The organism is Ruegeria sp. CDSC052 (genome assembly GCF_059610685.1).
Genome location: NZ_JBXWOB010000002.1, coordinates 197524 through 211735, shown reverse-complemented (window position 1 = coordinate 211735; position 14212 = coordinate 197524). Strand labels below are relative to the sequence as shown.

Genomic DNA, 14212 nt, shown 5'->3' with positions numbered 1-14212 from the left:
TTCGGGCGCGAGCAGCACGGGAAGGAGTCCTGTGGCAAAGGACCGATCACAGCGCGATGAATACACCACCCCGCTCCGCCGTCTGCTGCTGGGGATTGTGGTTCTGTGCCTTCTGGGCATCTTTCTGGTCTGGCGCATTGACAGCCCTCGCGTCGAACGGTTTCGGGCGCAGGTTGTCGACAACGTGGTGCCCTCGATGGATTGGGCGATGGTTCCGGTTACCGCTGCGGTCAATCTGGCACGGGATTTTCAGAGCTATCAACGCCTGAGCGAGCAGAACCAGGAATTGCGCAGCGAGTTGCGTCTGATGCGCGCCTGGAAAGAGGCCGCACTGCAACTTGAGCAGGAAAATGCCCGGCTTCTGGATCTAAACAATGTGCGTCTCGATCCGCGCCTGACCTATATTACCGGGGTCGTCATGGCCGATAGCGGTTCTCCGTTCCGGCAGTCGGTTCTGTTGAACGTGGGCGAGCGTGACGGAATCATGGATGGATGGGCCACCATGGACGGGATTGGCGTTGTCGGTCGTATCTCGGGTGTTGGTCCAGATACCGCACGGGTGATCCTGATGACCGACGCATCCAGCGCGATACCTGCCACGATTCAACCGTCGGGGCAGACCGCTCTGATTGCCGGGGACAACACCGCCGCGCCTGTGGTTGAGTTTCTGGAGAACCGCGAACTGGTGCGCCCGGGCGACAGGGTTGTGACTTCGGGGGATGGCGGCGTTTTTCCTGGCGGCCTGCTGATCGGTCAGATTACCGCTGATCCGGGTGGCCGCCTCCGGGTGCGGCTGTCTGCAGATTTTGAACGGCTCAAATTTCTAAGAGTGCTGCGCTATCAGTCTGCGCCACTTATTCAGGACCCCGGAGGAATTGTCGGCCCACGCCAACCCGAAGCGGCACTGACACCGACGGAGACCGGCGATGGATAGTGCCGCATCCAATCTGTGGCTCAAACGTGGCCTGTATCTGCTGATGGCGCTGCTGGTCTTGTTCCTGCACCTGCTGCCACTGGACACGCAGCCGGATCGCTGGCCGTTTCCGGATTTCCTGATTGCGTTGACCTTTGCCTGGGTTCTGCGGCGCCCCGAATATGTGCCAACCCTGCTGGTCGCCCTGATCATGCTGGCAGCCGACCTTCTGTTTCAACGTCCCCCCGGCTTGCTGGCCGCGCTTGTTGTGTTGGGTACTGCCTATCTTCGGTCCGCAACTCCCGGGTTGCGCGACGCGGGCTTTTTGGGCGAATGGACCACCGTTGCCGTCGTGATCACAGCTGTTTTTTTCCTGAATCGCGTCATTCTTGCTATTCTGTCCGTGCAACAAGCGGCATTGGGGATGGTCGTGGTGCAAGTGGTTCTGACAATCGGGATCTACCCATTGATCGTTCTGCTCAGTCAGAACGGTTTTGGTGTGCGTCGTGTCGCACCTTCTGACCCTGGCCTGTCGGGAGGGCGGTAATGAAACAACGCAAACCTAAGTCACAGGGCCTCGCCTATAAACGTTTGCCACGCCGTGCGCTGATCCTTGGAGGCCTGCAAGCCGCTTTTATCGGAGGTCTGGCCGCCCGGATGCGGTTTATGCAGGTAGATCAGGCTGACGAATACCGCCTGTTGGCCGAGGAAAACCGGATTAACATCCGCCTGATCCCGCCCACACGTGGTCGAATATACGATCGCAATGGGCAGATCATCGGGCAAAACTCTCCGTCCTACCGTATCGTCATGGTGCGCGAAGATGCGGGCGATGTTGAATCCGTCATCTCCAAGCTTTCTGAACTGATCCCACTGACCGAGGATGAGGTCGAACGCGCCATGACCGAAATGCGCAGATCGGCCCCGTTCCTGCCGGTCACTCTGGCCGATCAAGTCACGTGGGAAGATATCTCGAAAGTTGCCGTCAACGCCCCCGCCCTGCCCGGTGTCACACCCGAGGTCGGGATGACCCGGCAATATCCCAGATATGAGGATTTCGCGCATATCGTCGGCTATGTCGGACCGGTCAGCGATTACGACCTCAGTCAGATAGAAGATCCGGAACCCGTTCTGCGCATTCCCCGTTTTCAGATCGGCAAGGTCGGGCTTGAGGCCAAACAGGAAATCAGTCTGCGTGGCAAAGCAGGCGCCAAACGCGTCGAAGTGAACGCCACCGGCCGCGTGATGCGTGAACTTGACCGTCAAGAAGGTTTGGCCGGGGCCGATTTGCAACTGTCGGTCGATGCCGATCTTCAACAATACGCTCAGGCCCGTTTGGCTGGTGAAAGCGCCGCAGCAGTGGTGATCGATTGTGAGACCGGTGATATCCGCGCCATCAGTTCCGCACCCAGCTTTGATCCCAACCTTTTTGTGCGCGGAATCTCGGTTGCCGATTACCGGGCTCTGACACAAGACAACTATCGCCCGTTGGCCAACAAGACAGTACAGGGCACCTATCCACCCGGCTCGACCTTTAAGATGATCACTGCCATGGCAGCGCTTGAGGCTGGGGTCATCGGTCCTGGAAACACTGTTTACTGCCCCGGCCACTTGAAAGTCGGCAGTCGCCGGTTCCATTGTTGGAAACGCGGCGGGCATGGTACGGTTGATCTTGGTCTGTCTCTGAAACGCAGCTGCGATGTGTATTATTACGACGTTGCCCTGCGCACAGGCATCGACAATATCTCCGACATGGCTCGTATCTTTGGGCTGGGCGTGAAACACGATATCCCGATGTCCGCAGTGGCTGCAGGGCTTGCCCCCAATCAGGCTTGGAAAGAGCGTGTCCACGGCGAAGAATGGCTGGTAGGTGACACTGCCAATGCCTCAATCGGTCAGGGCTTTATGCTGGCCTCACCGCTGCAACTAGCCGTCATGACAGCCCGGATTGCAACTGGGCGTGCGGTCTCGCCACGCCTTGTGCGTTCGGTCAATGGGGTTGAACAACCCTCGGGCGCGGGGGAACCGCTCGCGGTCAATCGGACTAATCTGGAATATGTCCGCAAGGCAATGTTTTCGGTCTCGAACGACCGGCGCGGCACGGCTTATCGCAGCCGTATCATCTCGGATGAGTTCCGTATGGCGGGCAAGACCGGCACCAGCCAAGTCCGCAATATCACCAAGGCAGAACGTGCGGCTGGCGTTATCCGCAACGAAGACCTGCCGTGGGAACGCCGTGACCACGCGCTGTTCGTCAGCTTTGCCCCCTATGACAACCCGAAATACGCCGTAGCCGTCGTGGTGGAACATGGCGGCGGGGGGTCGAAGGCCGCGGCACCGGTTGCACGGGATATCATGCTGCAGGCGCTGTACAACGGTACGCCACCACTCGAAGCCTATCCGGCCGCCGATCGTGAGCGTATCAAGGAACAGCAAAAACGGCTGGAGGGCGACCGCCGCCCCAAAGCGCGTCCGCCCCAGAAGGACCGCGCATGAGCTATCTTGAATATGCCGTCAAATCCACGCCATCGGGGTTCCGCAAGTTCCTGTATATGAACTGGCCCCTGACCCTGCTGCTGATCAGCGTGGCCAGCGCAGGGTTCCTGATGCTGTACTCGGTGGCGGGTGGATCATGGACCCCTTGGGCCGAACCTCAGATGGAACGCTTTGGGTTGGGCTTGATCGCGATGTTCATTGTGGCACTGGTCCCGATCTGGTTCTGGCGAAATATGTCGGTTCTGGCTTATCTGGCCGCGATCGCTCTACTTGTGGTGGTCGAGTTGTTCGGAACGGTTGGCATGGGCGCGCAACGCTGGATCGACCTGGGGTTCATGCGCCTGCAGCCATCAGAGGTGATGAAAGTAGCACTGGTGATGGTGCTTGCGGCCTATTACGACTGGCTCCCATCGCATAAAACGTCACGCCCCCTTTGGGTTCTGATCCCTGTCATCCTGATCCTGATCCCCACCTTCATGGTGTTGCGCCAGCCGGATCTCGGCACCTCGATCCTGCTGCTGGCGGCGGGGGGAGGCCTGATGTTTCTGGCCGGCGTTCACTGGGCCTATTTCGCTGCGGTTATCGCCGCGGGTGTCGGTCTGATCGCCACGGTCTTCAACAGCCGCGGAACCGAGTGGCAGTTGCTCAAGGATTACCAGTTCCGCCGCATCGACACCTTCCTTGATCCCTCCACCGATCCGCTGGGCGCGGGGTATCACATCACCCAATCCAAGATCGCGCTGGGGTCCGGAGGCTGGAACGGGCGCGGGTTCATGCAGGGCACACAATCGCGCCTGAACTTCCTGCCCGAGAAACACACAGATTTCATCTTTACGACGCTGGCCGAAGAATTCGGATTTGTCGGCGGCATCACCCTGCTGGTTCTCTATGGGCTGATCCTGATCTTTTGCCTGGTTACGGCCCTGACAACCAAGGACAGGTTCTCCTCTTTGGTCACGCTGGGTATCGCACTGAACTTCTTCCTATTCTTTGCCGTGAACATGTCGATGGTCATGGGCTTGGCCCCAGTCGTAGGAGTTCCCCTGCCGATGGTCAGCTATGGCGGTTCGGCCATGCTGGTTTTGATGGCAGCTTTCGGCATCGTCCAAAGTGCCCATATTCACCGCCCCCGCTGATCCGAAAGGCCTGTTATGACTGCAAACATCCTGTTCTCGGCACGCCCCGAACTATGGCCCGTGTATCAACCTTTGATGACACAGTACCTGACTAATGCCGGGGTCGCGTTTCAGCTAGGCACCAAGTTTGAACCAGATCAGGTGGATTACGTCGTCTATGCGCCCAATAGCGGCTTACGGGATTTTGCACCTTACACCCGCCTCAAGGCCGTGCTCAGCCTTTGGGCTGGGATCGAAAGCATCGTCGAGAATGACACTCTGACCGTGCCGCTGGCGCGAATGGTGGACCACGGGTTGACGCAGGGAATGACCGAATGGGTCGTCGGTCACGTGCTGCGCTATCATCTGGGTATGGACCGGCACATCACGGTTCAGGATGGGGTTTGGGCCCCAGATCCACCACCGCTGGCCCCGGACAGAACCGTCTGCATCCTGGGCCTTGGCGCATTGGGAGAGGCCGCAGCCCGCGCGCTGTCTGTACTGAAGTTCAACGTTACCGGCTGGAGCCGCTCGGCCAAGGCCATCCCCGGGGTCACCTGCTTTCACGGTGAGGATGGGTTGCGTGCGGCACTGACACAGGCCGAGATCGCGGTTTTATTGCTGCCCGATACGCCTGCCACGGAAAACACACTGAACGCCGAAACCCTGTCCCTGATGCCCAAGGGTGCGCATATCATCAACCCGGGCCGAGGACCGCTGATCGACGATTTAGCCTTGCTGGCAGCTCTGGATACGGGCCAGATCGGTCACGCAACGCTGGATGTTTTCCGGGTCGAACCGCTGCCTGCGAACCACCCGTATTGGACGCATCCAAACGTCACGGTGACGCCTCACATTGCCTCTGAAACCCGCCCCGTTACATCGGCGCAGGTGATCAGTGATAATATTCGCAGAGGTGAGGCGGGCGAGCCTTTTCTGCACCTCGTTGACCGCGAATTGGGATATTAGGCTGCGATAAGGCCGCGCCCCTTCAGCAGGGCCTCGACCCCCGGCAAACGACCGCGGAAGGCCAGATATAGTTCTTCGGCTTCGCGGGAACCGCCGGTGGACAGGATATTTTCCTCCAGCGCTTTTGCGCGTTCGGAATCAAAGGCGCCCCCCGCCTCTTCGAACGCGGCGAAGGCGTCTGAATCCATGACCTCGGACCACATATAGCTGTAATAGCCAGCGCTATAGCCGTCACCAGCAAACACATGCGCAAAATGCGGCGTGGCATGGCGCATCCCGATTGCCGCGGGCATTCCCAGATCCGCCAGAACTTCTGCCTGTCTCGCCATCGGCTCGTCGGGCGCTGCGCCCTCATGAAAGGCCAGATCAACCAGCGCCGAGGCCACATATTCTACAGTCTGGAACCCCTGATCGAAATTGGCGGCCTTGAGCACTTTCTTTAGCATCTCCTGCGGCATCGGCGCGCCGGTTTCGGCATGAGTGGCGAATTCGGCCAGAACCTCTGGGACTTCAAGCCAGTGTTCGTATAGCTGGCTGGGCAGCTCGACAAAGTCGCGCGCAACGGAGGTGCCCGAGATGCTTTCATAGGTCACGTTCGACAGCATCTGGTGCAACGCATGGCCGAATTCATGGAACAAAGTCCGAGCGTCGTCGTAAGACAGCAGCGCCGGATCACCCTTGGCGAAATTACAGACGTTGATCACGACCGGAGTCTGCACCTTGGGAAACTTTGCCTGCCCGCGCATCGCGCTGCACCAAGCGCCTGACCGTTTGGAGCCGCGTGCAAAGTAATCCCCAATGAACACCGCGATATGTTGCCCGTTCCGTGTCACCTCCCAGGCCCGGCAGTCCGGATGGTACAGCGGTATGTCCAACTGCTTGAATTCCAGCCCGAACAAACGGTTCGCGCAGGCAAAAGAGGCCTCGATCATGCGATCCAACTGCAGGTACGGTTTCAGCGCCGCCTCATCGAGATCGTGTTCAGCCTTGCGGCGTTTCTCGGCGTAGTAACGCCAGTCCCACGCTTCCAAGGGCCCATTGACCCCATCATTCTGCATCATCTGCGTCAGGATTTCGGCATCAGCATTGGCGCGCGTTTTGGCAGGCTCCCAAACCTGCATCAGCAGATCACGGACGCGGTCGGGCGTGCGGGCCATTTCGGTTTCCAGTTTGAAATCGGCAAAGCTTTCATAGCCCAGCAGCTTTGCACGTTCCTGACGCAACTGCAGGATTTCGGCGGCAATTTCCCGGTTGTCAGTCTCGCCGCCATTTGCCCCCCGGGCAGTCCATGCGCGATAGGCTTTCTGGCGCAAATCCCGGCGCGGTGAAAACTGCAGAAACGGTACGATCAGTGACCGGGACAGGGTGACAACCGGTCCTTTTGCACCCTTTTCCTCACCCGCTGCCCGGGCAGAATTGACCACAAAATCAGGAAGCCCCTGTAGGTCATCTTCGGACAATTCCATGAACCAATCGCGCTCATCGGCAAGAAGGTTCTGGGTGAAGGACGTCCCCAGCGAGGCAAGCCGCGCTTTGATCTCTTGCATCCGCGTGTCTTCGTTTCCCTCAAGCGCCGCACCAGCGCGCACAAACCCGCGATGCGACAGCATCAGAACGCGTGCCTGCTCATCCGTCAGGCCCAGTTCATCCTTGCGCGCCCACAGATCGGCAACCCGCTGAAACAACGCCTTGTTGGACGAAATCCCCGAGAAATGCGCGGCCAGCTTGGGTGAAAATTCGCGCTGCAACTCCTCACGCAAGGGATTGCTGTCTGCGCCCGCGACCGTGAAGAATACCGACAGAACCTTGTCCATCATCTCTCCTGCAGCTTCCAGCGCTTCGACCGTGTTGGCAAAAGTCGGGGCCTCCGGGTTAGAGGCAATCGTGCCAATCTCAGCGTTATGGGCCTGCATGGCCGCGTCCAGGGCCGGGGCGAAATCCGTGTCGGATATCGTGTCGAACGGTGCAATTTCGAACGCGCTGGTCCAGGCGGACAGAATCGGGTTGGTCATTGAAGTCTCCTTTGTCCCCTACCTAAGAACGACGGCGCGTTCGATCCAGAGCAGGGGGGTTATCCTTTGCCACAAACGGGGCAATCTGCACGGCGAGGCAGTGTAATCTTGCGGCTTTCGCCATAGAGAGCGTCGTAAATCAGCATCTCACCCATCAGTGCCAGACCCGCCCCGGTGATCACCTTGATCGCCTCAACAGCCATCATCGAACCGACGACGCCAGGCAAGGGGCCGATCACCCCAGCCTCGGCGCAGGACGGGGCCAGACCTGGAGCCGGAGCCTCGGGGAAAATGCACTGATAACAAGGCGCATCGTTGGCCGGGTCGAAAACGCTGAGCTGGCCTTCCCATTGCGACAGAGCCCCCGAAATCAGCGGCTTGCCCAACGCGACCGCCGTGCGATTGGCCAAATAGCGCGTGTCGAAATTATCAGTTCCGTCCAGGATGACGTCAAAATCGGAAAATAGCTCGGTGGCGACCTCTTCGGTCAGTCGGCGGTGATAGGGCAGAACAACCACATTCGGGTTTTGCGCCAGCATGGCCTGCTGGGCCGAAAAAACCTTGGGCATGCCGATATCCGCATCCTGGTGGATCACCTGACGCTGAAGATTGGCGTTCTCAACCTCATCATCATCAATCACCCCGATCGTGCCGACCCCGGCCGCAGCCAGATACTGCAAAGCGGGCGCCCCAAGCCCCCCGGCGCCGATCACAAGCACGCGGGCCTGCTTCATCTTTTTCTGCCCTGGCCCACCAATTTCGCGCAACACGATATGGCGGGCATAGCGGTCAAGCTCGGTCTCGGAGAATTTGTCTGAGGGCATGGCTGGCTCCTTGTTCGAGGCCGGCGCCGCGCGTTTTCGCAGCGCTTTCAGTCCCTTTCCATAGATCAGAACCAGAACCGCCGTACCAACCAAAATCAACCAGGTCGCAGCAGAACCACCCGTGGCCTGACGCAGGGGGTTACCAAGGGGCAAAACCAGCTGTGCCGAGATTACCCCCAGCAACAACACCCCAACCGAAATCATCCGTGCATTGCGTGACACGCCAGCCAGATAGCCGAGCCCCCAAAGCGCTGCGGCGATGATCAGGACAAGTAACATCAGCCGCGCCCGGTCGAACCGAACCCGCCTGCACCGCGGTCAGTATCGCTGAGTGTATCCGTGGCCTCGAATGACGCCTGCACCACCGGGGCGACGACCAGTTGGGCGATACGTTCCCCATGGGTGATTTCAAAGCTCTCCTGCCCAGCGTTCAACAGGATCACCCCCAGAGGGCCGCGATAGTCGCTGTCGATCGTACCCGGCGTATTGGGCAGCGTGATCCCGTATTTCAGCGCAAGGCCCGAGCGGGGCCGGACCTGCACCTCATACCCTTTTGGGATTTCAATCCGCAGTCCGGTGGGAACCAGAGCCCGCTGACCGGGCAGCAGCGTGATCGGCGTCTTGTCCGGGAAGTTTGCACGCACATCCGCGCCTGCCGCTCCGGTGGTTTCATAAGATGGCAAGGGCACCGAAGGGTCGGCCCCGTCCTCACGGATCACACGAATTGCTACCATCGGATATCCTCTTGTCTAACCGGCCAGCGCGTCGGAAATCTTGTGTGCCAGTCTTTCTGCCACTGCGTCTTTGCCCATACGTGGCCATTCCTCAGCCCCATCATCGGAGATCAGGATCACCGCGTTTTCTGCGCCCCCCATGATCCCGGTCCCCGGGCTGACATCATTCGCAATGATCCAGTCGCACCCTTTGCGGTCGCGTTTGGCGGTCGCATGTTCGATCACATTGTCCGTTTCCGCGGCAAAGCCAACAACTAGCGCGGGGCGTCCATCGTCCAGCTTGGCGACCCGCTTCAGAATGTCCGGGTTTTCAGCAAAATCCAGCGCCGGAAGACCGTCGCGTGTCTTTTTCAGCTTGCGGTCCGACGCGCTGGCCACCCGCCAATCCGCCACGGCGGCGGCAAATACCCCGGCATCGACAGGCAAGGCTGAATCCACCGCGTCTGACATCTGCTGGGCTGTTTCAACCCGCACAACCTCGACCCCATCGGGTGCAGGAACCTCGGCAGGTCCGGTTACAAACACAACCTCTGCACCCAACGCAGACAGAGCACGTGCAATCGCTGTGCCCTGCGCCCCGGATGAGCGGTTCGCGATATAGCGCACCGGGTCAATCGGCTCGTGCGTGGGACCCGAGGTCACAAGAATGCGTTTACCGCTGAGCGGTCCGCTGCCCAGCGATGCCTCAATCGCGGCGACGATCTCAAGCGGTTCCGACATGCGGCCCGGACCATATTCGCCACAGGCCATGTCGCCTTTGTTCGGCCCGACAAAACGAATGCCGTCCGCCTGCAACTGTTCAAAATTACGACGCGTCGCCGGGTGATCCCACATACGGACATTCATCGCAGGCGCACACAGAACCGGTGTGTCAGTCGCCATCAATAGGGTCGAGGCCAGATCATTCGCCAACCCACCTGCCATTTTGCCCATTAAATCCGCAGTCGCCGGAGCGACCACGACAAGATCCGCAGATCGGGACAGCTGGATATGCCCCATCTCGGCCTCATCGGTCAGATCGAACAGATCGCGATAGGCCTTCTCGCCGGCCAGCGCGGCAACAGACAGAGGTGTCACGAATTCTTCTGCTGCGCGGGTCAGGACCGGCGTAACGGCGGCGCCGCGTTCCTTCAGTCGCCGGATCAGATCCAGTGACTTATAGGCAGCAATACCGCCACCAATGATCAGCAGAATCCGTTTCGATGCCAGCATGTTGTGCCCTTCCCGTCTCGGTCGGCCCCGACATTAGGCAAGCGCGCCCGACAGTTCCAGCGGTTAATTCTGCGGTTGAAAGGCCAGGCAGGGGTCTTCTCGGTCCACGGTGGGGCTGTCGATGACTGCATCATAGTCCCCTTGGATCGTACCGTCTTCAGACTGACCCAGGACATACACTTTAAGACCCGGACGCAGACGCGACAGGAATGTCGGAATACCGCGGTCCTTTCGCGCATGGCCATTTCCGGTGATAACTGCAACCGGGCCACCAGTTTCGTCAACGGCACGCAATATGGCCCGTGCCAGCACCGCATCGCGCAACCTTTGGATCGCAACCAGCTGCGGCAGAGCGCTTTCCGGCAGCGCATCGCAATGCGCCGCCATCTGGTCAGCCTCGCGCGCCGCCTGTTCCGCCTTTGACAGAGGAACGGTCAACCCAAACCGCGCTGCGTCAGCGCCCAGCGCAGTTGCAGCGCCACGTTCCATCGCTGTACGCGCTGCCTTACGCGGGACCATTGCGCCATAGACCGGCGCATCCGTGGCCTGAAAGATCGGGTAATACAGGCTGAGAGGGGGCCAGCCGGATTCCGCCCAACGCAGGATGCGTGACAGTTCTTCGGGATCGGACGCCGCTTTTTGCGCCAGGCGCTGTGCGCCTTCCTCGGTGACCATTTCCCAGACCACGGCGGAGGGGTCGATCAATGTAATCGCCTGTTCCTGAACCAGATGATGGCGAGGATTGTCATGGGTTTCGCCCAACAAAACAACGTCTGCCATTCGCATCGCGGCCGTAACATCGTCAGGGATCAGGTCATCGGCATGACCGGACCCAGCCATAACCATCAGCGTACACATCAGAATCGCAATCTGTTTCATGCGATGAAGTGTTGCACCTCGCGCGATTGAGCTTCAAGGTTCTTACGCATTTTTACAAAAGCCGCGGCTTCAAGCTGACGCACCCTCTCTTTCGACAGGCCCAGTTCCTGACCCAGGCTTTCCAGTGTGCGCACCGGTTCACGCAGCTTGCGTTCGCGCACGATGAAGCGCTCTCGGTCGTTGAGGGCCTGCATCGCCATCACCAACCATTCGCGCAACTGTTCGGTGTCGTGCTTGTTTTCAACGGTTTCAGCGGCCTGTTCCCGTTCATCCTCTAACGCGTCGATCCATTCGCGCCCGTCTTCATCCGTGGATTGCACAGCGTTCAACGAGAAATCCGACCCTGCCAGCCGGCCTTGCATCATCTCAACGTCGCGCAACGGAACACCGATCTCGGCTGCTATCATCTGGTGCAACTGGTGACGGTCCAGCGCCATCCCATCAGTGGCCGCTTCGCGTTCAAGCCGGGCCTGGACGCGACGCATGTTGAAAAACAGGGATTTCTGGGCAGAGGTGGACCCGGTCCGAACCATTGACCAGTTTCGCATTACATAGTCCTGGATACTCGCCTTGATCCACCAGACGGCATAGGTCGAGAACCGAACCCCGCGATCCGGGTCAAATTTGTCAGCGGCCTTCATCAGACCCAATCCGGCCTCTTGGATCAGATCGTTCATCGGCGCGCCATAACGTTTGAACTTGGCCGCCATCGAAATTGCCAGTCGCATATAGGCGGTGATTAACCGGTGCAGCGCCTTTTCATCGCGCTGGTCGCGCCAGGCATAGGCCAGCTTCAACTCGGTTTCTGCATCCAGTAACTCGGCCTTCATCGCCCTGCGCGACATCGAGAAATCGTTTGCGCTGTCCAGTGCCATGGAAATCTCCCTTTTTCGCTGGCGCGGCCCGGGCTTGCCTTGCCGACCCATGGTCGATACGCAGAACAACACCAGGTGGATCACTTAAAAGGTAATGATCGTGGGTTCGGATTTAACCTTTGTGCTGGGCGGAGCAGCCTCAGGCAAGTCGGCATTCGCCGAGCAACTTGTTGTTTTATCAGGGAAACGCCGCGTTTATCTGGCCACATCACAAGTGTTTGATGATGAGATGCGCGATAAGGTTAAGCGCCATGTTTCACAGCGCGGCAGCGGTTGGGACACGATCGAGGCCCCCCTGGACCTTGGCGCAACGCTGGCCGAGCTGACCCCGGATCAGATCTGTCTGATAGATTGTGCTACCATGTGGCTAACCAATCACCTGCTGGCGGAACACGACCTGCAGCAGGCCCAGACAGCACTGCTTGATGCGTTACGAGACTGTCCTGCCCCGGTCGTCATCGTCTCGAACGAGGTTGGCCACGGGATCGTTCCGGGCAACGCCCTGTCTCGCCAATTCCGCGAGGCGCAAGGCCGCCTGAACATCGCGCTCGCCGCGCAGGCTGATCTGGTGGTTCAGGTCACCGCCGGGCTTCCTGTGGTGTTGAAAGGGCAACTGCCATGACGCGTCTGCATCTAGTCAGGCACGGTCCGACCCATGCCAAAACCATGGTCGGCTGGTCCGATCTGCCTGCTGACCTAAGCGACCACGCCGCCATTGGCCGGCTACAAAGCTACTTGCCGGCCAACGGGTTGTTGATCTCATCCGACCTGTGCCGTGCCGTTGACACGGCTTCGGCGGTACAGGGCACCCGGCACCGCCTGCCCCACCACCCCGACCTGCGAGAGATCAATTTTGGCAGTTGGGAATTGCGCGGGTTCGAGGAAATCGAGGCCGAAGACCCCGAACTAACCTTCGCCTACTGGGACAATCCCGGTGAAGTTCGCCCGCCAAACGGCGAAAGCTGGAATGAAGTCCGAGCCCGCGTCAACGCGGTTATTGACAGGTTGATTGGCGATCACACCGGCCAGGACCTGATCATTGTTGCCCATTTCGGCGTCATCCTGACACAGGTCCAGCGTGCCATGGATGTGGACGCGCAAGAGGCTTTCGGCCACCGGATCGACAATCTTTCCGTGACTGAGATTACTCATCACGGCGACGGTTGGTCGGTCGGTCGGATCAATCACTGCCCGTGATCAGGCCGCGCACAAATCTCTGTTTTACGGATTGAATAGCCTGAGTCATCCTAGACCCATGACCTATGATTTGTTTATCGGAGACCGCCTGTTTTCCAGTTGGTCCTTGCGTGGTTGGTTGATGCTGGAAAAGTTCGACCTGCCCTATCGAAACCACATGATCGGCCTTTATTCAGGCACTATGGCCGAGGATATGAAACCCCTGTTCCCGGCGCGTCTGGTGCCTGCTCTGCGCCTGCCAGACGGAACTGTGGTTGGTGAAAGCCTTGCCATGGCCGAGACCTTGGCTGAGCGCCACCCACAGGTCGGATTGTGGCCCTCTGACGCGGCTGCCCGCGCCACTGCACGGTGGCTTTGCACCGAGATGGTGGCCGGGTTTTCAGCCCTCCGCGGGGAATGCGCGATGCAGCTGCTTCATAGTTGGAAGGGTTTCGAACCGGCGGCCGAAACGCTTGCTGACCTGCGCCGGATCGAAACCCTTTGGGATCATGCGCGCCAAGTGTCTGGGGCGAACACCGGCCCTTTGTTCGGTACATATTCTTTGGTGGATGTGTTTTACACGCCCGTTGCCGCGCGGATCATCGGTTATGGGCTGCCTGTTTCGGACGCCAACCGGGACTATTGCCTGACCCTCCTGTCGGATCCGGTTGTCAGGCAGTGGCGTGCGATGGGTCTGACAGTCCAGTACGACCCTTTCCCGTATTCGCTGGACCTTCAATCGGATCCCTGGCCAATCGGCGGGGCATCGTCTGCTGTGGCCGCCCAGAGCGGTCCCTCGGTCAACCAGACCTGCCCCTATTCCGGAGAGCCTGTCACAGATTTTCTGGACCTGGACGGTCTGCGCTGGGGATTCTGCAATCGGTTCTGCCGCGACAAAACCCTCGCCGATCCGGAGGCATGGCCGAAATTCACTCAGATGGTCAGCGCCGTTAACGATTCCTAAACCGGCGGCGTGCCAGTAACGACCTGTTAACCAAGCAGGTCGT

General features: G+C 59.4%; 14 protein-coding genes. 8 read left to right on the top strand and 6 right to left on the bottom strand.

Annotated features, from left to right (window positions below):
• The first annotated feature begins 31 nt into the window (after positions 1 to 31).
• The 5 genes from mreC to AC2FIM_RS06400 are packed head-to-tail and all read left to right on the top strand — an operon-like array spanning position 32 to position 5493.
• The gene (mreC, locus tag AC2FIM_RS06420) at positions 32 to 934 is read left to right on the top strand and encodes a rod shape-determining protein MreC (RefSeq protein ID WP_281972515.1); all 903 of its coding nucleotides are present in this window, start codon (positions 32 to 34) and stop codon (positions 932 to 934) included.
• Positions 927 to 1460 carry a rod shape-determining protein MreD gene (locus AC2FIM_RS06415; protein ID WP_496676512.1) on the top strand — a complete coding sequence of 178 codons (534 nt, stop codon included), beginning with the start codon at positions 927 to 929 and terminating at the stop codon, positions 1458 to 1460. The genes mreC and AC2FIM_RS06415 overlap by 8 nt, the downstream gene beginning before the upstream one ends.
• Entirely contained in the window at positions 1460 to 3409 is a 1950-nt protein-coding gene (mrdA, locus tag AC2FIM_RS06410) for a penicillin-binding protein 2 (protein WP_496691765.1), read from the top strand. Before AC2FIM_RS06415 ends, mrdA begins: the two co-directional genes overlap by 1 nt.
• Entirely contained in the window at positions 3406 to 4545 is a 1140-nt protein-coding gene (gene rodA / locus AC2FIM_RS06405; protein WP_271948355.1) for a rod shape-determining protein RodA, read from the top strand. Before mrdA ends, rodA begins: the two co-directional genes overlap by 4 nt.
• A gap of 15 nt (positions 4546 to 4560) precedes the next feature.
• A complete protein-coding gene (locus tag AC2FIM_RS06400) occupies positions 4561 to 5493 on the top strand; it encodes a 2-hydroxyacid dehydrogenase (protein WP_496676517.1) in 933 nt (310 codons plus the stop codon).
• Here AC2FIM_RS06400 and AC2FIM_RS06395 read toward each other — a convergent pair.
• The 6 genes from AC2FIM_RS06395 to AC2FIM_RS06370 all read right to left on the bottom strand — a co-directional run bounded on the left by AC2FIM_RS06395 (position 5490) and on the right by AC2FIM_RS06370 (position 12029).
• A complete protein-coding gene (locus AC2FIM_RS06395; RefSeq protein ID WP_496676520.1) occupies positions 5490 to 7505 on the bottom strand; it encodes a M3 family metallopeptidase in 2016 nt (671 codons plus the stop codon). The two genes, AC2FIM_RS06400 and AC2FIM_RS06395, sit on opposite strands and share 4 nt — an antisense overlap.
• Before the next feature lie 59 nt (positions 7506 to 7564).
• Entirely contained in the window at positions 7565 to 8608 is a 1044-nt protein-coding gene (locus tag AC2FIM_RS06390; RefSeq protein ID WP_496676523.1) for a HesA/MoeB/ThiF family protein, read from the bottom strand.
• The gene (gene dut, locus AC2FIM_RS06385) at positions 8608 to 9063 is read right to left on the bottom strand and encodes a dUTP diphosphatase (protein ID WP_271948363.1); all 456 of its coding nucleotides are present in this window, start codon (positions 9061 to 9063) and stop codon (positions 8608 to 8610) included. The genes AC2FIM_RS06390 and dut overlap by 1 nt, the downstream gene beginning before the upstream one ends.
• A gap of 15 nt (positions 9064 to 9078) precedes the next feature.
• Positions 9079 to 10275: a bifunctional phosphopantothenoylcysteine decarboxylase/phosphopantothenate--cysteine ligase CoaBC gene (gene coaBC, locus AC2FIM_RS06380; RefSeq protein ID WP_496707982.1), complete on the bottom strand. Its 1197-nt coding sequence runs from the start codon at positions 10273 to 10275 to the stop codon at positions 9079 to 9081.
• 63 nt (positions 10276 to 10338) lie between these two features.
• A complete protein-coding gene (locus AC2FIM_RS06375) occupies positions 10339 to 11154 on the bottom strand; it encodes a ChaN family lipoprotein (RefSeq protein ID WP_271948367.1) in 816 nt (271 codons plus the stop codon).
• Complete coding sequence (locus tag AC2FIM_RS06370; RefSeq protein WP_271948369.1) at positions 11151 to 12029, bottom strand: RNA polymerase factor sigma-32; 879 nt, start codon at positions 12027 to 12029, stop codon at positions 11151 to 11153. Before AC2FIM_RS06370 ends, AC2FIM_RS06375 begins: the two co-directional genes overlap by 4 nt.
• Positions 12030 to 12129: 100 nt before the next feature.
• Between AC2FIM_RS06370 and cobU the strand changes: the two genes are divergently transcribed.
• Genes cobU through AC2FIM_RS06355 form a run of 3 tightly spaced genes read left to right on the top strand, consistent with a single transcriptional unit; the run spans position 12130 to position 14169 of the window.
• Positions 12130 to 12651, top strand: coding sequence for a bifunctional adenosylcobinamide kinase/adenosylcobinamide-phosphate guanylyltransferase (gene cobU, locus AC2FIM_RS06365; protein WP_496676526.1), 522 nt, complete (start codon positions 12130 to 12132; stop codon positions 12649 to 12651).
• Positions 12648 to 13226 carry a histidine phosphatase family protein gene (locus AC2FIM_RS06360; RefSeq protein ID WP_271948373.1) on the top strand — a complete coding sequence of 193 codons (579 nt, stop codon included), beginning with the start codon at positions 12648 to 12650 and terminating at the stop codon, positions 13224 to 13226. The genes cobU and AC2FIM_RS06360 overlap by 4 nt, the downstream gene beginning before the upstream one ends.
• Positions 13227 to 13284: 58 nt before the next feature.
• Entirely contained in the window at positions 13285 to 14169 is an 885-nt protein-coding gene (locus AC2FIM_RS06355; protein WP_271948375.1) for a glutathione S-transferase, read from the top strand.
• The last annotated feature ends 43 nt before the right edge of the window (positions 14170 to 14212 follow it).

Excerpts from the sequence above, each read along its gene's own strand:
- AC2FIM_RS06415 (WP_496676512.1), top strand. The coding sequence starts at position 927 with ATGGATAGTGCCGCATCCAATCTGTGGCTCAAACGTGGCCTGTATCTG.
- AC2FIM_RS06355 (WP_271948375.1), top strand. The coding sequence starts at position 13,285 with ATGACCTATGATTTGTTTATCGGAGACCGCCTGTTTTCCAGTTGGTCC.
- AC2FIM_RS06370 (WP_271948369.1), bottom strand. The coding sequence starts at position 12,029 with ATGGCACTGGACAGCGCAAACGATTTCTCGATGTCGCGCAGGGCGATG.
- AC2FIM_RS06360 (WP_271948373.1), top strand. The coding sequence starts at position 12,648 with ATGACGCGTCTGCATCTAGTCAGGCACGGTCCGACCCATGCCAAAACC.
- AC2FIM_RS06390 (WP_496676523.1), bottom strand. The coding sequence starts at position 8,608 with ATGTTACTTGTCCTGATCATCGCCGCAGCGCTTTGGGGGCTCGGCTAT.
- mrdA (WP_496691765.1), top strand. The coding sequence starts at position 1,460 with ATGAAACAACGCAAACCTAAGTCACAGGGCCTCGCCTATAAACGTTTG.
- AC2FIM_RS06375 (WP_271948367.1), bottom strand. The coding sequence starts at position 11,154 with ATGAAACAGATTGCGATTCTGATGTGTACGCTGATGGTTATGGCTGGG.
- AC2FIM_RS06400 (WP_496676517.1), top strand. The coding sequence starts at position 4,561 with ATGACTGCAAACATCCTGTTCTCGGCACGCCCCGAACTATGGCCCGTG.
- dut (WP_271948363.1), bottom strand. The coding sequence starts at position 9,063 with ATGGTAGCAATTCGTGTGATCCGTGAGGACGGGGCCGACCCTTCGGTG.
- rodA (WP_271948355.1), top strand. The coding sequence starts at position 3,406 with ATGAGCTATCTTGAATATGCCGTCAAATCCACGCCATCGGGGTTCCGC.
- AC2FIM_RS06395 (WP_496676520.1), bottom strand. The coding sequence starts at position 7,505 with ATGACCAACCCGATTCTGTCCGCCTGGACCAGCGCGTTCGAAATTGCA.
- coaBC (WP_496707982.1), bottom strand. The coding sequence starts at position 10,275 with ATGCTGGCATCGAAACGGATTCTGCTGATCATTGGTGGCGGTATTGCT.